The 19297-nt window shown below is 72.3% G+C and carries 16 protein-coding genes; 6 read left to right on the top strand and 10 right to left on the bottom strand.

The window, feature by feature from the left end; all coding sequences use genetic code 11:
• The 4 genes from AB1673_05620 to AB1673_05605 form a co-directional block, all read right to left on the bottom strand.
• Positions 1–894, bottom strand: a complete 894-nt coding sequence (locus AB1673_05620; GenBank protein MEW6153455.1) for an amino acid ABC transporter permease — start codon at positions 892–894, stop codon at positions 1–3.
• On the bottom strand, positions 891–1535 hold the full coding sequence (locus AB1673_05615; GenBank protein MEW6153454.1) for an amino acid ABC transporter permease: 645 nt from the start codon (positions 1533–1535) through the stop codon (positions 891–893). Before AB1673_05615 ends, AB1673_05620 begins: the two co-directional genes overlap by 4 nt.
• A gap of 79 nt (positions 1536–1614) precedes the next feature.
• Positions 1615–2511 carry a glutamate ABC transporter substrate-binding protein gene (locus AB1673_05610; protein ID MEW6153453.1) on the bottom strand — a complete coding sequence of 299 codons (897 nt, stop codon included), beginning with the start codon at positions 2509–2511 and terminating at the stop codon, positions 1615–1617.
• Between the two features lie 10 nt (positions 2512–2521).
• Positions 2522–3244: an amino acid ABC transporter ATP-binding protein gene (locus tag AB1673_05605; GenBank protein MEW6153452.1), complete on the bottom strand. Its 723-nt coding sequence runs from the start codon at positions 3242–3244 to the stop codon at positions 2522–2524.
• Positions 3245–3437: 193 nt separating this feature from the next.
• Between AB1673_05605 and AB1673_05600 the strand changes: the two genes are divergently transcribed.
• Both AB1673_05600 and AB1673_05595 read left to right on the top strand, forming a co-directional pair.
• A complete protein-coding gene (locus AB1673_05600) occupies positions 3438–3824 on the top strand; it encodes a response regulator (protein ID MEW6153451.1) in 387 nt (128 codons plus the stop codon).
• Entirely contained in the window at positions 3821–6613 is a 2793-nt protein-coding gene (locus AB1673_05595) for a response regulator (protein MEW6153450.1), read from the top strand. The genes AB1673_05600 and AB1673_05595 overlap by 4 nt, the downstream gene beginning before the upstream one ends.
• Here AB1673_05595 and AB1673_05590 read toward each other — a convergent pair.
• From AB1673_05590 to AB1673_05565, 6 genes are all read right to left on the bottom strand, one after another.
• Positions 6571–8037 (bottom strand): glycosyltransferase, encoded by a 1467-nt coding sequence (locus tag AB1673_05590; GenBank protein ID MEW6153449.1) that lies wholly within the window; start codon positions 8035–8037, stop codon positions 6571–6573. The two genes, AB1673_05595 and AB1673_05590, sit on opposite strands and share 43 nt — an antisense overlap.
• Positions 8034–8228 (bottom strand): hypothetical protein, encoded by a 195-nt coding sequence (locus tag AB1673_05585; GenBank protein MEW6153448.1) that lies wholly within the window; start codon positions 8226–8228, stop codon positions 8034–8036. The genes AB1673_05590 and AB1673_05585 overlap by 4 nt, the downstream gene beginning before the upstream one ends.
• Complete coding sequence (locus tag AB1673_05580) at positions 8209–10578, bottom strand: response regulator (protein ID MEW6153447.1); 2370 nt, start codon at positions 10576–10578, stop codon at positions 8209–8211. Before AB1673_05580 ends, AB1673_05585 begins: the two co-directional genes overlap by 20 nt.
• 92 nt (positions 10579–10670) lie before the next feature.
• Positions 10671–11078 (bottom strand): hypothetical protein, encoded by a 408-nt coding sequence (locus AB1673_05575; protein MEW6153446.1) that lies wholly within the window; start codon positions 11076–11078, stop codon positions 10671–10673.
• A 61-nt stretch (positions 11079–11139) separates the two neighbouring features.
• A complete protein-coding gene (locus AB1673_05570) occupies positions 11140–11445 on the bottom strand; it encodes a hypothetical protein (GenBank protein ID MEW6153445.1) in 306 nt (101 codons plus the stop codon).
• A gap of 29 nt (positions 11446–11474) precedes the next feature.
• Entirely contained in the window at positions 11475–12587 is a 1113-nt protein-coding gene (locus AB1673_05565; GenBank protein MEW6153444.1) for a uroporphyrinogen-III synthase, read from the bottom strand.
• Positions 12588–12778: 191 nt separating this feature from the next.
• Between AB1673_05565 and nirB the strand changes: the two genes are divergently transcribed.
• From nirB to AB1673_05545, 4 genes are read left to right on the top strand one after another with little or no spacing between them, the layout of a single operon-like run.
• On the top strand, positions 12779–15367 hold the full coding sequence (gene nirB / locus AB1673_05560; protein ID MEW6153443.1) for a nitrite reductase large subunit NirB: 2589 nt from the start codon (positions 12779–12781) through the stop codon (positions 15365–15367).
• A 5-nt stretch (positions 15368–15372) separates the two neighbouring features.
• The gene (nirD, locus tag AB1673_05555) at positions 15373–15708 is read left to right on the top strand and encodes a nitrite reductase small subunit NirD (GenBank protein ID MEW6153442.1); all 336 of its coding nucleotides are present in this window, start codon (positions 15373–15375) and stop codon (positions 15706–15708) included.
• Positions 15705–17177, top strand: coding sequence for a DmsC/YnfH family molybdoenzyme membrane anchor subunit (locus AB1673_05550; protein ID MEW6153441.1), 1473 nt, complete (start codon positions 15705–15707; stop codon positions 17175–17177). Before nirD ends, AB1673_05550 begins: the two co-directional genes overlap by 4 nt.
• Positions 17174–19285, top strand: a complete 2112-nt coding sequence (locus tag AB1673_05545; protein MEW6153440.1) for a nitrate reductase — start codon at positions 17174–17176, stop codon at positions 19283–19285. Before AB1673_05550 ends, AB1673_05545 begins: the two co-directional genes overlap by 4 nt.
• Positions 19286–19297: the final 12 nt, after the last annotated feature.

Genomic DNA, 19297 nt, shown 5'->3' with positions numbered 1-19297 from the left:
TCAGCGGTCCTGCTCCGGCCCACCGTCCTGGGCCTGGAGGAGGGCGAGGTCCTCGATGCCCGCCACGGCGATTCGGCCCGCGCCGTAGCGACGGCGCTGGCGAACCTCGAGGCGGCGGGCCACCCGGCTGAGGGTGAAGTTGACCACGATGTAGATCATGGCCACCACGAACAGCGACTGGAGGGGGTTGCCGAAGAACTCGCCGTTCAGCCGCCCCCTCCGCAACAGCTCGGTGAGCGCGATGGCCGAGCCCAGCGAGGTGTCCTTGAGCAGGGTCACGAGCTGGCTGACGATGGCCGGGATCATGCGGCGGGCGGCCTGGGGGATGACCACGAACATCATCGTCTGCCAGTAGCCGAGGCCCACCGAGTAGGCGGCCTCGCTCTGGCCCCGGTCGAGCGACAGGATGCCGGCCCTGAAGATCTCGCCCAGCACGGCGCTGTTGTAGATGACCAGGCCGAGGACGAGGTAGGTGAACAGCGACCAGCGCAAGCCGTAGCGGGGCAGGCCAAAAGCCGAGAAGAAGATGAGCAGCACCAGGGGGATGCCCCGGAAGAACTCGACGTAGGCGGTGGCCAGCCACCTCACCAGGCGGGCCCGCGACAGGCGGGCCAGCGCCATGAGCGCGCCGATGGCCATGGCGCCCACCATGGCCAGGACAGCGGCCGTCACCGTGGTCCGCAGCCCGAGCAGGAAGAAGCGCCACACCGGCCACTGGGTGAAGGGCTCCCAGCGGGCGGCGTCGAACTGGCCCCGGGCGGCCAGCCGGTTCACGGCCACGGCCACCACGGCCACCAGGGCCACGCCGCTCACGACCGTGGCGATGTTGGTGATCCTCCGGCCCCGGGGACCGAGGTCGTCGGCCAGGAACGGAGCCGTGCCCCCGCCGCTCATCGTTTGATCGCCACCCTGCGCTCCAGCCAGCCCACCGCGAACCCCGACGGGACGGTGAGCATCAGGTAGGCGGCGGCCGCCCCCAGGTAGGCGGGGATGAACCGGGCCGTATCGGTCCCGACATGCTCGGCCGCACTGGTCAGTTCGCCCACCCCGATGACCACGGCCAGCGACGAGTTCTTGAGCAGGGCGATGAAGATGCCCCCGAGCGGGCCCACCACCGTGCGCAGGGCCTGGGGCAGGACCACGATGCGCAGGACCTGGGGAAAGGTCAGCCCGATGGACCGGGCCGCCTCAGCTTGGCCCCGGGAGACGGCGTTGATGCCCGAGCGCACCGTCTCGGCCACGAACGTCCCCGTGTAGGCCGAGAGCACGACGATGGCCGACGTGAACGCCGAATAACGCAGGCCGATGCTCGGGAACCCGAAGAAGAACACGAACATGAGCACCAGCAGGGGCGTGTTACGGACCAGCTCCACGTAAGTGGCCGCCGACCACCGCAGCGGTGGGACGGGGCTGACCCTCATACCGGCCACGACGATGCCGATCACGAAGGCGATCAGGAACGAGAGGGTGCTGAGCTCGACGGTGCGCCGCAACCCCTCGACGAACACGTCGAAGTTCTCGGTGACTACCTCCACGGCGACCACCCGCGCCGCGCCGCCCCCGGCGCGCCGGAAGGTGCCCTACACCGGCCGGCGCGCCAGGGACGACAGTGGTTCACGCGTAGCGGTCGACAGCCGGCGGCGTGGGCACGGGGATGCCCAGCTCGCCCAGGGTCCGCCCGAAGGCGTCGGCCCACTCGCCGCTGGCGTAGATCTCCTCCAGCCGGTCGTTGATGAACGTCCGGAAGGCGGTGTCACCACGGGTCAGCCCGATCCCGTAAGGCTCGTCGGTGAACTTGTTGCCGACGATCTTGAACTCAGTCGGGTTGGCGGCCACGAAGCCCAGCAGGATGGAGTTGTCGGTCGTGACCGACTGGACCCGGCCGTCGCGCATGGCCTGCACGCAGTCCGAGTACTGGTCGAACAGGGTGAGGTTGGCACCAGGGACGAGGCGCTGGATGTTGGCCGCCGGGGTGGAGTTGCGAACGCTGCACGTGTTGGTGCCCGTCAGGTCGTTCACGCCCCGGATGGAGTTGTCGTCGACCTTGACCATTATGTCCTGGCCGGCGATGTAATAGGGCCCGGCGAAGTCGATGCGCTGCTTGCGGGCGTCGTTGATGGTGTAGGTGGCGACGACGATGTCGACGGTGCCGTTCTCGATGAACACCTCGCGGTTGGGTGTGGTCGACTCCCGGAACTCGATCTTGCTCTCGATGTCAGCCAGCGAACCGCCGAAGATGCCGATGGCGATCAGCTTGGCCACCTCGACGTCGAACCCTTCGACCTTGTTGGTGATGGGGTTCAGTTGGCCCAGGCCAGGCTGGTCGTACTTGGTACCGACCACGATCCGGCCCTGGGCCTGAAGGGCGGCCATGGTCGTACCCGGCTCGAACTCGGGGGCGGGCACGACCGAGGTCGACGGGGCGCCGTTGTCGTCGTCGGAGCCGCAGGCGGCGGCCACCAGGGCCAGCACCAGGACGAGCGGTAGCAGGGCTAAGCGTCGCTTCTGCATGTCTTTCCTCCTAATGGGAGAGGATCTTGGACAGGAAACTGCGTGCCCGATCGGTCTTCGGTCGGTCGAAGAACTCGTCGGGCGGCCCGAGCTCCACGATCCGCCCCCCATCCATGAACGCCACCCGCCGGGCCGCCTGGCGTGCAAAGCCCATCTCGTGGCTCACGACGACCATGGTCGTGCCGTCGCGGGCCAGTTCGATCATTACATCGAGCACCTCCTTGATCATCTCGGGGTCGAGGGCCGACGTCGGCTCGTCGAACAACATCAGCTTCGGCTCCATGGCCAGGGCCCGGGCGATGGCGGCCCGCTGCTGCTGGCCCCCGGACAGCTCGGCCGGGTAGCGGTCGGCCTTCTCGGCGATCCCTACCCGCTCGAGCAGCTTCATCCCACGGTCACGGGCCTCGTCCTTGGAGGCCTTGCGGACCTTGACGGGGCCCAGCACGACGTTCTGCAGCACGGTCTTGTGGGCGAACAGGTTGAACGACTGGAACACCATCCCGACATCGGCCCGTAGCCGGGCCAGCGCCCGGCCCTCCTCGGGGAGCGGCTGGCCGTCGACGGTGATCGTGCCGCTGTCGATCGGCTCCAGGCGGTTGATCGTGCGGCACAAGGTCGACTTCCCCGAACCCGAAGGGCCCACGATCACCAGCACCTCGCCCCGCTCGACGGTCAGGTCGACGTCAACGAGGGCGTGCAGGGGGCCGAAGAACTTGTTGACCTTGTCGAACACGACAAGCGGCCCGTTTGATCCCCGGTCGTCGCTCCCTGCCCCTGACGGCTTCAAGTGGTCCCCAAGCTCGCTCCCTGTCTTGAGATTACCCGAGGGGGTGGCGATAGACGGGGACCCGTTCGCCGCGACCCGAGCCGGTAAAATGGCCGGAGCACCAAGGCGGCTATCTCCGACCGGGGCGGTGCCTATCCCCATGGAAGCCCACATCCTCGTCGTCGACGACGACCCCGTCATCCGCCATGTGTTGAGCGCCGTGCTGGGCTCGGACGGCTACCGGGTGACCCTGGCCTCGGGCGGCGAGGAGGCACTGAGGGCGGCTAACGCGTCCCCGCCCGACTTGGTGGTCGTCGACGCCATGATGGACGGGATGGACGGCTACGAGGTCTGCCGGAGGGTGCGGGCGGGAACGTCGGCCGGCTCCCCACCGTATGTCCTGCTCCTCACGGCGTCGGCCTCCACGGTCGATGGCGCTCGGGCTGCGGCCGCCGGCATCGACGCCGTGGTGGCCAAGCCCGTCGACGCGCCGGGCCTGCTGGCCCGCGTCCGCCAGGCGCTGTCAGGGCGCCAGGGTGGCCCGTGAGCCGGCGCCCGGGCGGGCCCGGCATCACCCACCGGAGCCTGGCCGAGGAGATCCGCCGCTCGGCCCGGCTCGTCCTCATCGCCCTGGCCGCCGCCGCCCTGGCCAGCACGGCCCTGATCATGTTCGTACTCACGTCCGTCCGGCCCGACCTGAACCGGGCCGAGAATGCCGCTGGTGCCCTCCGCCTGGCCCACGCGGCCATGCTCGACCAGCAGACCGGCCTTCGGGCGTGGCTGGGGACGGGCGAGGACCGGTTCCTCGAGGCCTACCGGCGAGGGCAGTCGCCGATAGCCGAGCTCAACGCCGTCGTACTGGCGGACGCCGACAACAGCGGGCCAGCGCTGGCGGCCTACTTCGCGGCCCAGAAGGAGTGGATCGAGGGTTGGGCCGCCGTACGCTTGGGGCAACCGCCGCTCCATAACGACCCGCGTGCCTTCGCGGCCGCCCTCGACGAGGACAAGGTCGTCTTCGACCGCTACCGGTCGGCCCATGACGAGCTCCAGAACCTCCTGGACGACCGGCAGGCAACCCTCGACTCCCGCCAGTCCGCCGCCCTGGTGGCCGGCGTGGTGCTCCGGCTGGTGCTGCTGGGGGTGACCCTGGGTATCGTCATATACCGACGGGACTTGCTCGTCGACGCCTTGGCCAAGCCCGTCAACGAGCTGGTGGAAGCACTGGGGCGCATGGAGGGCGGCGACCTGCGCGCCCGGGCCGACGGGGGCCGTACGGACGAGTTCCGGCGGATCAGCGCGGGCCTGACCACGTTGGCCGAGAGCCTGGAGAACCAAAGGGAGGTCGTCTCCCGCCAGCAGGCCGAGCTGGAGACTGCCCGTGACGAAGCGGAGAAGGCGAGCGCGGCCAAGGGTGCCTTCCTGGCCACCATGAGCCATGAGATCCGCACGCCGCTGAACGCCGTCATCGGCCTGACGGGCCTGATGCTCGAGACGCCCCTGGACGACGAGCAGCGCGACTACGTCGAGACCATCCGCAGCAGTGGCGAGTTGCTCCTCACCGTCATCAACGACGTCCTCGACTTCTCCAAGATCGAAGCCGGCCAGGTCGAGCTCGAGGAGACTACCTTCGACCTACGGGAGTGCATCGAGGGGGCTCTCGACCTCGTGGCCACGGTCGCGTCCGACAAGGGCCTCGACCTGGCCTACCTCATCGACGAGGGAACCCCCACCCATCTGGTCGGCGACCCCACGCGGGCCCGGCAGATCGTGCTCAACCTGGTGGCCAACGCCGTCAAGTTCACCCCCTCGGGAGAGGTCGTGGTCAAGGCGTGGGCCCAGCCGGGCCGCCACGAGGGCCGCGTCGACCTGAGGATCGACGTCTCGGACACAGGCATCGGGATCCCGGCCGAGCGCCTCGACCGCTTGTTCCGCTCCTTTACCCAGGTCGACACCTCCACCACCCGAGAGTACGGGGGGACAGGGCTGGGCCTGGCCATCAGCCTCCGTCTGGCCAGGGCCATGGGCGGGGACATGTCAGTGGAAAGCCGCGTCGGGGAAGGGTCCACGTTCCACGTCTCCTTGGACCTCGGGGTGTCCCCTTCCCCGGCTCCCGGCCCGCCGCCCACCGACCATCTCGAGGGCCACTCCGTGCTGGTGGTGGACGACAGCGCCACCAACCGGCTCATCCTCGAAAGGCACACCCAGGCGTGGGGCATGAACCCGGCCGTCACGGGCTCACCGGCCCAGGCCCTGGCCTGGGTCCGGGCCGGCCAGTCCTTCGACGTCGTCCTCAGCGACCTCCACATGCCCGAGCTCTGGGGCCTCGACCTCATAGCCGCCCTGCGCTCGGCCGGGCTGGCCTGCCCTGTCATCCTCCTGTCCTCGGCGGGCAGGCCCGACGACATGACCGGGCTGGACGTCACCACTTGGCTTCGAAAGCCCATCAAGCCCTCCGTGCTCTTCGACGCCTTGGGCGACATCTTCGGCTCCACGGCACCGGCCGACGCCACCGGCTTGGCCAGCCGTCCCCGACCAACAGCCCCCCCGCTGTGGGCCCTGCTCGTCGACGACTCGCCGGTCAACCTCAAGGTCGGGGCCAGGCTGCTGGAGAAGCTGGGCCACGAGGTCGACCTCGCCTCCGACGGGACCGAGGCGGTGGCCGCCGTTCACCGGCGGCGCTATGACGTGGTGTTGATGGACATGTACATGCCCGGGCTCGACGGCCCCGACGCCACCCGGCGGATCCGGGCCGAGCTGGCCGAGGAGGAACAGCCCCACATAATCGCCGTCACCGCCAGCATCCTCGAGGACGACCGCGCCCGCTGCATCGCCGCGGGAATGGATGGGTTCCTGACCAAGCCGATGCGCCTGCGGGACCTGGAGAGGGCGCTGGCTCAAGTGCCCCGACCGGGGGCGTCCCACCACCGCCGCCCGGCCGCCGACGGGCCGTCGCTTCGGCCCGCGGCTGCGCCTGCGGAGGCGCCGGCCCTCGACCGCCAAGTGATCGACCAGCTCTCGATGATCATGGGCGGGCCGGCCCTGGCTGCCATCGTCGAGACCTACGACGCCCAGGCCAGGTCGCTGGTGGAGGAGCTGGCCACCGCGGCCGCCCATGGACAGGCCGACAAGGCCCGCCGTGCGGCACACACGCTCAGGGGCAGCAGCTCGTCACTGGGGGCGGTGGCACTGCCCGGGCGCTGCCAGGCCGTGGAGGAGGGGCCGGGGAGCCCCACGACCGTCCTGGTGGCCGAGGTGGTGGCCGAGCACGAGCGGTTCCTGACGGCCCTCGAGCGCTACTTGGAGGCGGGCCGGGAGGGCCCTTCGGGGCCGGGCTGACCCGCCGTAGCGCCCCCGCTGAAACCAGCGCGGTCCATCTTCCCCCAGTCCCGTTTGCGGCGCATGTAGCGGACCAGGCCCCGGGCCCGCCACGCCACCGTCAGTTGGCGGTAGCCGAGGCTCTCGGCCATCCCCCACCACAGGAGCCAGGCCCGGTCGCCCTTGCCGTCGTAGCGATGGAAGCTGACCTCCTCAAGCACGAGGGTGGCGGCTGTCAGGCATATGCCGTAGCCGTAGGCCACCAGGAAGAACAGCACGGCGAAGGACCAGTCGACGGCGCCCATCCACAGGCCGAGGCCCAGGCCGAGCAGCCCCACCAGCTCGATCACGGGCGCCAAGAGCTCGACGATCACGAAATACGGGTAAACGACCAGGCCCAGGGCGCGATAGCGGGGGTTGAGGAAGACCCGCCGGTTGCGCCACAGCGAGTCGGCCAGCCCTCGGTGCCAGCGGTCGCGCTGGCGACCCAGTACCCGCAGGGTCTCGGGAGCCTCCGTCCAGGCCACCGGGTCGGGGATGAAGGCCACCCGCCGGCGGTCGCCCACCTCGTAGGACCGCCGCCGGAGCCTCACCACCAGTTCCATGTCCTCGCCCACGGTGTCGTGGGCGTAGCCACCGACGGCCACCACGGCCTCCCGCTCGAACAGGCCGAACGCACCGGAGATGATTAGGTTGCCGCCCAGGCGGTTCCAGCCGAGGCGACCGAAGAGGAAGGCCCGCAGGTACTCCACCACCTGGAAGCCGCCTAGGCCCCGCCGCGGTGCCCGGACGAGCGAGACCCGCCCACCGCGCACGGTTGACCCGTTGGCCACCCGGATCGTGCCCCCCGCGGCCACCACGTCGTCGGAGGACACGAAGGGCCTGACCATACGCTGGAGGGCGTCGGGCTCGATGAGGGTGTCGGCGTCGATGGCACAGATGAGCCGCCCGGTGGCGATGTTCAGGCCGGCGTTGAGGGCGTCCGCCTTGCCGCCGTTGACCTTGTCGACGACCACCAGGTTGGGGTGGCGCCGCGACCGCCACAGACCGACCACCTCGGCGGCCGCCACCTGGCGACGGTAGATGGGCCGGACGGCCACGAGCTCGAAACGGTTGGACAAGGCCTGGATGGTCCCGTCGGTCGACCCGTCGTTGATGACCACCACCTCGAGGCTGGGGTAGGACAGGCCCAGCATGGCCTGGACACTGTCGGTGATCGTGGCTTCCTCGTTGTGGGCCGGGGCCAGCAGGGAGATGGAGGGGGCGATGTCGGACTGGAGTACCCGCCACCGGCTCTCGGACCGCTGGCGCAGGAGGTGAGCGCGCATCTCCAGACCGGCGCTGACGAGCAACAGGGCGTAGAGCGTGTTGACCACCAGGAAATAGAGCAGGATCGCCCAGTCGAGGCGCACGAGCACGGTCTCGACGAACCCCCCGGCGGTCACCGCTCTCTCCCGGCCGAACGTAGGGCGACGAGCTCGAGGACCTGGCGGGCCATGTCGGCCGCGTACTCGTCCCCGCCGGTGCCCGCCGCCCACCGGCGCAGCACCAGCGTCCCCGGGGCGCCCATGGCGGCCAGCGCCTCCCCGGCCGCCTTGCGGACGTCCCACGCCGGGTCACCCAGGAGGCTTCCCATGAGGGGTGGCGGCCGGCCGGTACGACAGCCGGCCTAGGGCCATGCAGGCCACCGCCCTCACGTCGGGCTCGTCGTCGGTCGCCAGCTCGACCAGGGCAGCCGGGGCCCGCTCGCCGCCCAGGGCCCCCAGCAGGGTGGCGGCCCGGGCGCGGGTGTGGGCGTCGGGTGACCCGGCCGCCACCAGCGCCGCCGGTTCGTACATCGGATCGGGGCGCCAGGCCGCCAGTTCCAGGAGCAGAGGTCGGTAGGGCCCGTCGGTCACGCCGAGATGGCGGGCCACCGGGACGGTAGCCGCCGGCCCACACCTCAGAAGGGCGTCTCGGGCCTGGTTGCGGCACAGCGGGGAAGGGTCGGCGAGCAGTGACTCGATGGCCCGCCTCACCCGGTGCAGGAGCACGGGGAGGCTGAAGGGCTTGGCCACGTGGTCGAAGGCCCCCAGGTCCAGGGCGGTGAGCACTTCGGTCTCCGTCGAGCGCAGCGTCACCATGATGACCCGGGTGTGATCGAGGAGGCCCCGGCTCGCCATGTCCCGCAGGAGGGAGAGGCCGTCGAGACCGGGGAGCCCGACATCGAGCAGGACCACCCTGGCCCGTAGCCCCCCGCTGGCCTCACCGCCGAGCAGGGCGGCCGCCTCGGCTCCGTCGGTCACCCACTGGGCCCGGTAGCCCCGGGTGGTGAGGGCGTGCAGGAGCACGGTGGCCAGAGCCTCGTCGTCGTCGACGACCAGTACGTCGACAGCCGTCGGCGCCGAGTCGTCGGCCCCGTCGCGCACGGCCCGCACCTGGTCACCCCCGCTCGCCCGGGCCAGGTCGAGGGCGCGGGACGCGGCATCGACCAGGGTGGCCACGTCGCCCCCGTCGGCCGGGAACCGGGCCAGCCCGGCGCTCACCGTGGCTGCCCCCCGGGCCGCCTCCAGCACGCCCCCGAGACGGTCGCTGGCCTCAGCCAGGCTGCTCCCGAACAGGCCCACGCCTATGCGGTGCTGGCTCAGCACGCCCACTGCGTCCCCGGGGGCGACCGAGCGCCGCACCAACGGGCCCAGGCCGGGCCCGCTCGGCCCCGCAGGGTGGTCGGCCGAGGGGCCCTCGTCGGGTGCGACCAGCGCCAGGGTGAACGGCTTGGCCTCCCGGCGGGCCAGTTCGATCAGGCGCTGGCACTGGGTGGTGAACCCCCGCCGGTTGGCCAGCCCTGTGGCCGCGTCGGTGTCCCACAGCTCGGCCAGGTGGCGGCTTCGGTCGAGCCGGTTGAGGACCCGGGTCACGAGGTCCTCAGGGTCGAAAGGCTTCGCCACGTGGTCGTCGGCCCCGGCTGCGTAGAGCGCCCGGACCACCGAGGGGCTGGCCGAGCCGCTCAGGAACACGATGGGAAGCCGGGCCCACGCCTCGTCACCGCGGACCATCCGGCAAAGCTGGAGCCCGTCGAGGTGGGGCATGTCGAAGTCGAGCACCAGGATGTCGGGACGTACCCTTTGGAGCTCTGACCAGAGCAGCCGGGGGTCGTCGAGGCCCACCACCCTCAGCCCCCTGGTCCCCAGCAGGTCGGCCAGCAGCTCGGTCACGGTCGGGTCGTCGTCCACCACCAGCACGGCCGCCCCCTGCGCCCCCCGTTCGACCGTCCGGCGAGCTATGTGCATGACCGCCCGGGGGGCCATCGACTTCTCCAGATAAGCGCGGGCACCGGCCCGCACGACCGCCGCCCGGTCGACCCCGGCGGCCGGGTCGGTGACGATGATCACCGGCCGGGGGTCGGGGCCGGCGGCCATATGGGCCAAGTAGGACAGGTCGGGGTCGCCGGCGGTGGCTGGGTCCATCACCACCAGGTCAGGGCGCCGCGACGATGCCGACTGAGCGGTCGCCACATCAGCGGCGGACCACGCCCGCATCCCGTGAGCCACGGCCGCCTCGACCAGGCGCAGGGCATGCTCGGCGTCGCCGTCCACGACCAGGACCGCGGGCGGGCCAGCGGGAGGCTCCGCGGCACCCGGCCCTTGGCTGTCCTCGGCACCCGGGCCCTCGGGCTCGGCTCCGGCCGGGGCGGCCGGCGCCTGGGCCTGCGTCCTCAGCTCGACCGCCAGCTCACTGAGGCGCAGGAGGGCCTCCCCCCGGGGCGGCGCGCTCCCCTGCATGAGCAGCTCGATCTCCCGAGCCACGCGGGTACCCTCGTGACGCCCGAACGTCCCGAGCGAGCCCGCCAGCTTGTGGGCCTCCCGTTCTGCCTCCCGCCGCTGTTCCCCACCCAGATCGCCAGCCAGGGCGGCCAGCACGGCCGCCTCGATCGTTTCGATGCGCTCGGTGATGACGGGCTGGGACTGCTCCCACAGGCGCGCCAGGAGGTCCGCCAGGTTGCTCATCCCGCCGGGGCTACGGCCGGTTGGCGCATCCGTTCATGGTGCCAGGGACGCGGGGGCCACGTACCCGAAGGCGCGATCGGCGCGATTGTGCATCAAGGGCTCCCGGCGGAGGTCGGGGGGTTCGGCCCGGGCGCCACCGCGTCGCCGGGCCGGAGCCGAGAGGGCCCGCCGGCTCGGCCCACGAGCCCGGCCACTACCAGCAGGGCCCCCACGGCCATCGAGACGGCCACCCGCCGGCGGGCGGCGTCCTCGCAGGCCCGGGCACGGGCCACCTCGAAGAGCTCGGTGCTGCGGGGCGAGACGTCGAGGTTGCGCACCGCCGGCCCGCACACGGCCGTGGCTTCGGGGGGCGAGAGCTGGGGGTCGAGGTCGCGTAGGCGGAGCAGGGGGTCGCCGTCGAAGCGCACTCCCACGGGGAGGACGGCGAACGTGACGGCCACGAACACCCCGAACAGGCACAGCCCGGCCCACAGACGAGGCGGCACACCGGAACGTCTCACCGGACGAGCCCCGGCGGTCGCGACCATGGCCTGGTCGGGCGGGGGCGCAGGCCGCGCCTTCTCAGCCAGCGGCCAGTTCTCCGATGACCTCGGGCCGGCGGGTGATCGACTGCGCTTCTCGCAGGCGGCCGGCCAGCGCCTCGGGCGCGAAGCCGAACGACCCCGGGGGCAGCAGGACCCGGTCGGTGGCCGAACGGACGTCGACCCCGCCGGGCTCCACGGAGATGTCCTCGACCCACTCCCAGCGGATGGCCACCCGCTGGTCCCCGGGGCCGAAGGTGCTGATGCCGTGCAGGTCGACCCGGTAGATCACCTTGGGGCCGAAGCGCCGCGCCCGCATCTGGCACTCGGCGACCCGTTGCAGCACGCCCCGACTGTAGTGGCCCGGGGGGACGGCTACCCGGAGAGGTCGAGGCGGTAGCCGCGGCCCGGGGAGGCGACCAGCGCCCCGCCCGCCGGTCCCAGGCGGCGGCGCAGGCGCCCGACGGTCACCTCCAGCACGTGGGGGTCGGTCCCACCCGGGCCCCACACCTGCTCCATCAGGGCAGGCCTCGGCACGACCGCACCACCGGCCGCCACCAAGGCGTCGAGCACGGCCCGCTCCCGGGGGGCGAGCTCGGCCCGTTCACCGTCTATCTCGACCACCGACCCCTGCAACGCGACCTGGGCACCGGCCAGGGTCAGGGTGCGCCGGCGCCCGGCCAGGTGGTCGCTGAGCGCCCGCACCAGCAGACCGAGCCGCCCGACGGACGGGGCCAAGGGGGCACTGACCCCCTCGGCCCGTGCCCCCTCGGCGCACACCGGTCCCACACAGGCCACGACCACCCCCCGGTTGCAGGCGTCCCGAAGACCGGCATCGGCCCCGTGCTCGCGGGCGATGGCGAACAGGTTGTGGACGGCCGGCGCGCTGGTGAAGGTGATGGCGTCCACCCGGCCATCGCAGACGGCCTCCACCAGGCGCAACACCGGGCCCCGGTCCTCGGGGGCCCGCCAGCGGTATACCGGTACCTCCAGCACGTCGGCCCCCGCGGCCCGCAGGGCCGACGAGGGTTCGGGGTTCACCATGCCGTACTCCTGGACGGCGACCGTGCGCCCGGCCAGCGGTTCGTCCAACAGCATGTCGACGAGCGCGCCCATCTGCTCGGTGGCCGACCGGCCCCAGACCTCGAGGCCGGCGGCCTGCACGGCGGCCGCCGCCTTCGGCCCCCGGGCCACGATGCGGGCGCCTCCCAGGACGGCGGCCAGTTGCTCGCCCAGGCCCCAGACGGCGGCCGCCTCCGTCCACGCCCGCACGCCGATGCCCGTGGTGGCCACCAGGTAGTCGGGCCGGCGGGCGATGACGGCCTCGGTGGCCTGGCGCAGGTCGTCGTCCGAGGCCAGGTACTGGGTGGTCATCGTGGGGCCGTGCAGGACGGCCGCGCCCCTGCGCACGAGGAGCTCGGCCTGCTCCTCCCAGCGGCGATCGGCGGTGATCCCGACCACGAACCCGTCGAGTGGTCGTAGAGCCATCGCCCTACATCTTCGCCCTCGACCGTGAACGACCCGTGTGGCCCGTGTGTCGCCACCGGTAAACCCGCCTGAACCCAACCTGAAGAGGGCCTCGGCCCTCACAGCGCCCGCCAAGCGCCGTGAGCGACCGGTATCACGCCGTTAACCGGCCGGCAACCGCCGCAACACACCCGGGCACCACTGTTGGGGCGATGAACGGCTCGGGCGCCGGCCCTCGGCGCACCCTCGTGGTGGCCGGCAACGGCATGGTCGGCCAGAAGCTGGTCGAGATCCTCGTCGAGCGGGGCGCCACGGCCGAGTGGGACATCGTGGTGTTCGGCGAGGAGACCCGCCCTGCCTACGACCGCGTGGGGCTCAGCTCGTGGTTCTCGGGTGCCACCGACGACGACTTGTCGCTGGTGGCCCCCGGGTTCTACGACCGGGCCGGGTTGGCGCTGCACCTGGGCCAGCGGGCCGAGCGCGTCGACCGGGAACACCGCCTGGTGTTCCCCACCGCCGGCCTGCCCGTACGCTACGACGCCCTCGTGCTGGCCACCGGGTCCTACCCGTTCGTGCCGCCCATCCCCGGTGCCTCCGCTCCGGGCACCTTCGCCTACCGGACCCTCGACGACCTGGCCGCCATCGGCGACTACGCCCGGCGCTGCAGGGTCGGTGCGGTGGTTGGCGGCGGCCTCCTGGGCCTGGAGGCGGCCAACGCCCTGCTCAACCTCGGTCTCGAGACCCACGTCGTCGAGTTCCTTCCCCGGCTCATGGGCCTGCAGGTCGACGACGGGGGCGGAGCCGCCCTGCGCCGGCGGATCGAGGCCCTGGGCGTACGGGTCCACACCTCCAGGGCGGCTCGCGAGGTCGCTCTCGGCCCCGGCGGGGCGGCCGCCGGCCTGCGGTTCAGCGCAGGCGACGACCTCGAGGCGGACATAGTCGTGTTCTCGGCCGGCGTCCGCCCTCGCGACCAGTTGGCGCGCGACTGCGGGCTGGACGTCGGCGAACGGGGCGGGGTGGTCGTGGACGGCGGGTGCCTTACGTCCGACCCCCACATCTACGCCGTGGGCGAGTGTGCCCTGGCCGCCGGCCGGGTGTGGGGCCTGGTGGCCCCCGGCTACCAGATGGCCCGGGTGGCGGCTGACCGTCTCCTGGGCGGCGACGCCGTGTTCGCCGGGGCCGACCTGTCGACCAAGCTGAAGCTGCTGGGCGTCGAGGTGGCCAGTTTCGGCGACTCCATGGCCTCCACCCAGGGGGCAGAGGCCATCGTCTGGTCCGACCCCGTCTCGGACGTGTACAAGAAGCTGGTCGTCGGCCCGCCGCAGGGCCGGGCCGGGCGCCGATCGGTGATCGGCGGCGTCCTGGTGGGCGACTCGTCGGCCTACCACACCCTCGTGCAGATGGCCCGGGGCGACGTGCCCACACCCGAACGCCCCGAGCTCCTCGTCCTGCCCACGGCGGCCGGGGCCGGCCAGGGCGGGCCGGTGGCCGCGGGCGTAGCCGGCCTCTCGCCCGAGGCCACCGTGTGCTCGTGCAACAACGTGACCAAGGCCCAGGTGTGCGCAGCGGTGGCCTCCGGGTCGACCGACGCAACCGCGGTGAAGGCGTGCACCGGGGCGGGCACGGGGTGCGGCGGATGCCTGCCCCTGGTGACCGAGATCCTGCGCGACGAGCTGCGGCGGGCGGGGGTGGAGGTCGGCAACGCTTTGTGCGAGCACTTCGACCACTCCCGCCAGGAGCTGTTCGACCTCGTCCGGGTGCAGCGGCTGTCGACGTTCTCCGAGGTGCTCAGCGGCCACGGCCGGGGCCGGGGCTGCGAGATCTGCAAGCCGGCGGTGGCCTCCATGCTGGCCTCCCTGGGGAACGGCTACATCCTCGACGGTGAGCACTCGTCCATCCAGGACACCAACGACCACTTCCTGGCCAACCTCCAGCGCGACGGCAGCTACTCGGTCGTGCCCCGGGTGCCGGGCGGGGAGATCACCCCCGACCAGCTCATCGCCCTGGGCCAGGTGGCCAAGGAGTTCGGCCTCTACACCAAGGTCACCGGTGGCCAGCGCATTGACCTCTTCGGGGCCAGCGTCGACCAGCTCCCCGAGATCTGGCGCCGGCTCATCGCCGTGGGCATGGAGTCGGGCCACGCCTACGGCAAGGCCCTGCGCACGGTCAAGTCGTGCGTGGGCACGACCTGGTGCCGGTTCGGCGTGCAGGACTCGACGACCCTGGCCATCGACATCGAGCTGCGCTACCGCGGCCTGCGGGCGCCCCACAAGCTCAAGTCGGCCGTCTCGGGCTGCAGCCGGGAGTGCGCCGAGGCCCAGGGCAAGGACTTCGGCGTCATCGCCACCGAGAAGGGCTGGAACCTCTATGTGTGCGGCAACGGGGGCATGCGCCCCCAACACGCCGTCCTGCTGGCCGCCGACCTCGACCGGGCCACGCTGTTCCGCTACCTCGACCGCTTCCTCATGTTCTACATCCGCACGGCCGGCCGCCTGGAGCGCACGGCCACATGGTTCAACAACCTCGAGGGCGGGATCGACCACCTGCGGCGGGTCGTGATCGACGACGTCCTGGGCATCTGCGCCGAGCTGGAGGCCGACATGGAGCGCCACGTGGCCACCTACCGGTGCGAGTGGAAGGCCACGGTCGAGGACCCCGAACGCCTGGCTCGGTTCCGCTCGTTCGTGAACTGCGAGGAACCCGACCCCAGCCTCGTGTACGTGACCCAGCGGAGCCAGCCCCGCCCCGCCCTGCCCCACGAGAGGGCCGGGACCGGGGCTGGGCCGATGGCCCAGGGGTGACGGCCGTGGCCCCCCCTGTCACATGGGCCGATGTCTGCCCCCTGGATGCGATCGTCCCCGGGCGGGGCGTCTGCGCGCTCGTCGGCGGGTACCAGGTGGCCGTCTTCCGGGTCGACGGCGAGCTCTTCGCGGTGTCCAACCTCGACCCTTTCAGCGGGGCGTACGTGATGTCGCGCGGCCTGGTCGGCAGCCGGGGCGAGGTCTTGAAGGTGGCCTCGCCCGTCTACAAGCAGAGCTTCGACCTGCGGACCGGGAAGTGCCTCGACGACCCCGGCGTGGCCCTGGCGACCCACGCCGTGCGGGTCGTGCAAGGGCTCGTCCAGGTCGCCGTGGCCGGGTGAGCGGCCCCTCCCTGCTGCCGCTGCAGGCGGGCGAGCAGTACCGGTTCACCTTTGCCGTGGAGGCGTGCGTGGGCTGCCACTCGTGCGAGGTGGCGTGCGCCGAGCAGAACGGCACGCCCGTGGAGGGAGCGTGGCGCCGGGTCGGAGAGCTGGAGGGCGGCACCTACCCGCACACCCGGAGGTTCAGCCTGTCGATCGCCTGCAACCACTGCGTGGAGCCGACGTGCCTGTCGGGGTGCCCGACCAACGCCTACGAGAAGCTGGCCAACGGGATCGTCGTGCACCACGAGGCCGAGTGCGTGGGCTGCCAGTACTGCATGTGGAACTGCCCCTACGAGGTGCCGGTGTTCAGCCCGGTCCGCAAGGTGGTGTCCAAGTGCGACATGTGCCGGCCCCGTATCGACGCCGGCCAGGCACCCGCGTGCGTGGGGGCGTGCCCGACACAGGCCATCGGGGTGGAGCCCGTCGACGTGGCCCGGTGGCGGGCCGACCACCACGAGGCGGATGCCCCCGGGCTGCCGCCGGCCTCCATCACTCTGTCGACCACCCGGGTTGTCCTGCCCGCCGGCCTGCCCGAAGACATGGCGGCGGCCAATGAACGGCCCCCGTCCCCCGAGCACCCACACTGGCCGCTGGTCGTGCTCACCCTGCTCACCCAGCTCTCGCTGGGGATGGTCACGGCCACGTGGCTGCTCGAGCTGGGAGGCGGTGAGCGCGGGCGCCTGGGGGGCGCGGCCGTGGCCGCCCTGGCCGCCGGGGTCATCGCCCTGGGGGCGTCGCTGTTCCACCTGGGCCGGCCTGCCCGCGCCCTCAAGGCGGTACGCAACCTGCGGACGTCTTGGCTCAGCCGCGAGGTCGCGCTGTTCGGGCTGTTCTCCGCCCTGTGCGGGGCGTACTCCGCGTCCTGGTTGCTCCCCGGCGTGCCCGGGACGGCCCTGGGGGGCGCGGCGGTGGTCGCGGGCGCGGCCGGAGTCTGGGCCAGCGCGCGCCTCTACCTGGTCCCGGCCCGGCCCGTGTGGGACTCGCCCCGCACCCCGGCCGCCTTCTTCGCCACCACCGGCGCGGTGGGGCCGGTGGCCACCCTGCTGTGCATCGACCGGGCCGCGCTGGCCGCCGGGCCGGTGCGGGCCCTGGTGGTGGTGGCCATGGCGGCTACCGCCTGCCAGGTGGTCAACGGCCTCCTCCTGCGGCGCTCCGTCAGGCGGTCGGCCAGCCGCCAGTACGCGGGCACGGGCTGGCTGCTAGCCGGCCCGCTGCGCCATCTCGTGCTGTGGCGGGCCGTGGCCGCGGGGGTCACCTTGGCCCTGCTGGCCAGCGCCCTGGCCGTCCCCTTCGCGGGCCCAGCCGCCGGGGGGCGCATGGCCGGAGCACTCGTGGTGGCGGCCGCCGGCGAGCTGGTGGGCCGCTACCTGTTCTACGTCTCGGTGGTGCCCTACCGGGTCGCCGGCGGCTTCTTCGGGCCGCGGTGACCACCTACGCCCTCGACCCCCTCGGCGGGGTCATGAACGAGGCTCGGCGCCCCGACCGGTGGGCCCGCACGACGTGCGGCTACTGCTCGGTCGGGTGCGGGATGCTGCTCGGGGCCCGGGGCAACGAGGCGGTAGCCGTCATGGGCGACCCCGAACACCCTGTCAACCGAGGGCGCCTGTGCCCCAAGGGCCTGTCCGAGCACCACACCCTCGCCGCCGAGGGCCGCCTCGTGGTCCCTACCGTCGGGGGCTCACCGGTGACCTGGGACGAGGCCGTTGAGGCGGTGGTCGGAGGGTTCCGGCGCCTGCACGCCGAGCACGGCCCGGGCTCGGTGGCGGTGATCTCCACCGGCCAGCTCGTGACCGAGGAGTTCTACGCCCTGGGCAAGTTGGTGCGTCTGGGCCTGGGCATCGCCCACCACGACGGCAACACCACCCTGTGCATGGCCAGCGCGGTGGCCGGCTACAAGCGCAGCTTCGGGACCGACGGCCCCCCGGGGGCCTACGAGGACTTCGACCAGGCGGACGCCATCTTGCTGGTGGGGGCCAACATCGCCGACAACCACCCCCTGCTGGCACCTCGAGTGCTCGACAACCGCGATGCCACCGTGATCGTGGTCGACCCGCGGGTCACCAAGACGGCGGCCATGGCCGACATCCACCTGGCCGTGCGCCCCCGCACCGACATCGTCCTGCTCAACGGCATGCTCAAGCTGCTGATCGACGAGGGCCTCGTCGACCGCGAGTACCTCGGCGCCCACACCGAGGGCTTCGAGGAACTGGCGGCCCACGTGGCCGGCTACGGCCTCGACCGGGTGGCAGCCGAGTGCGGCGTTGACGCCGGCTTGGTGCGGGAGGCCACTCTGGCCTTCGGGCGGGCCGATCGGGCCATGGCGGCCTGGACCATGGGCGTGAACCACTCGGTGCAGGGCACCGAGACGGTCACCCTGCTCAACAGCCTTTGCCTGGTCACGGGCAACGTGGGCCGGCCCGGGGCCGCTCCCCTGTCGATCACCGGTCAGTGCAACGCCATGGGGGTGCGCGAGGCCGGGGGGACGGCTTCGCTGCCTGGCTACCGGGCCTACGACGACCCCGCCCATCGGGCCGAGCTGGCCGCCCTGTGGGGGCTGCCCGTCGACCGCATCCCCGACGCCCGGGGCCGGGCCTACCCCGACATCATCGACGGCATCCTCGAGGGAACCGTGCGGGGCCTGTGGGTGATCGCCACCAACCCGCCGGTGTCGTTCCCCAACCGGCGCCGCCTCGAACGGGCACTGGCCAGCCTCGAACTGCTGGTCGTCCAGGACGGGTTCGAGACCCCGACCACCGCCCTGGCCGACGTGGTCCTCCCGGCGGCCATCTGGGGCGAGAAGAGTGGTACGTACACCAACAGCGAGCGCCGGGTGTCGATCGTGCGCCCGGCCGTCGAGCCGCCCGGCCACGCCCGCCCCGACTTCGACATATTCATGGCCGTGGCCCAGGCGGCAGGGGTGGGCGACGAGTTGTTCGCCCGCTGGTCGGGGCCCGAGGACGCCTTCGACGAGTGGGCCCGGGTATCAGCGGGGCGACCGTGCGACTACAGCGGCATGACGTGGGCCGCCATCGAGGCCGCCGGCGGGCTCCAGTGGCCCTGCCCCCCGGGCTCGGCGGGGACCCCTCGGCTCTACGCCGACGGGCACTTCAACACGCCGTCGGGCCGGGCCCGGCTGTGGTGCGTCTCCCCCGAGCCCATCGCCGACGCCCCCGACGAGCGCTTCCCGTTCCTGCTCAACACGGGCCGGACCGTGGAGCACTGGCACACCCGCACCAAGACGGGCCGGGTGGCCGTGCTCGAGCACCTGGCGCCTGAGGGCTGGGTCGAAGTCAACCCCGCCGACGCCGCCCGCCTGGGCGTCGGGCCGGGCGCCCTCGTGCGATTGGCGTCGCGGCGCGGCCTCGTCGAGAACGTACCCGTGCGGGTCACGGCCACGGTGAGGCCCGGTGAGGTGTTCATGCCCTTCCACTACGACGAGCTGTGCGTCAACCGCCTGACCGTCGACGAGTTCGACCCGATCTCGCGCGAGCCCAACTACAAGCAGTCGGCTGTCCACATCGAGCCGATGGCGTGACCGTAGGGCCTC

It is taken from the genome of Actinomycetota bacterium, from assembly GCA_040754375.1.
In the GTDB taxonomy this organism is placed as follows: domain Bacteria; phylum Actinomycetota; class Acidimicrobiia; order Acidimicrobiales; family AC-14; genus JBFMCT01.
This window is presented reverse-complemented; position numbering and strand designations above follow the sequence as displayed.

Bases quoted from the DNA above. Each gene is read 5' to 3' on its own strand.
- AB1673_05620 (MEW6153455.1), bottom strand. From the start codon at position 894: ATGAGCGGCGGGGGCACGGCTCCGTTCCTGGCCGACGACCTCGGTCCC.
- AB1673_05610 (MEW6153453.1), bottom strand. From the start codon at position 2,511: ATGCAGAAGCGACGCTTAGCCCTGCTACCGCTCGTCCTGGTGCTGGCC.
- AB1673_05600 (MEW6153451.1), top strand. From the start codon at position 3,438: ATGGAAGCCCACATCCTCGTCGTCGACGACGACCCCGTCATCCGCCAT.
- AB1673_05585 (MEW6153448.1), bottom strand. From the start codon at position 8,228: ATGGGAAGCCTCCTGGGTGACCCGGCGTGGGACGTCCGCAAGGCGGCC.
- AB1673_05580 (MEW6153447.1), bottom strand. From the start codon at position 10,578: ATGAGCAACCTGGCGGACCTCCTGGCGCGCCTGTGGGAGCAGTCCCAG.
- AB1673_05565 (MEW6153444.1), bottom strand. From the start codon at position 12,587: ATGGCTCTACGACCACTCGACGGGTTCGTGGTCGGGATCACCGCCGAT.
- nirB (MEW6153443.1), top strand. From the start codon at position 12,779: ATGAACGGCTCGGGCGCCGGCCCTCGGCGCACCCTCGTGGTGGCCGGC.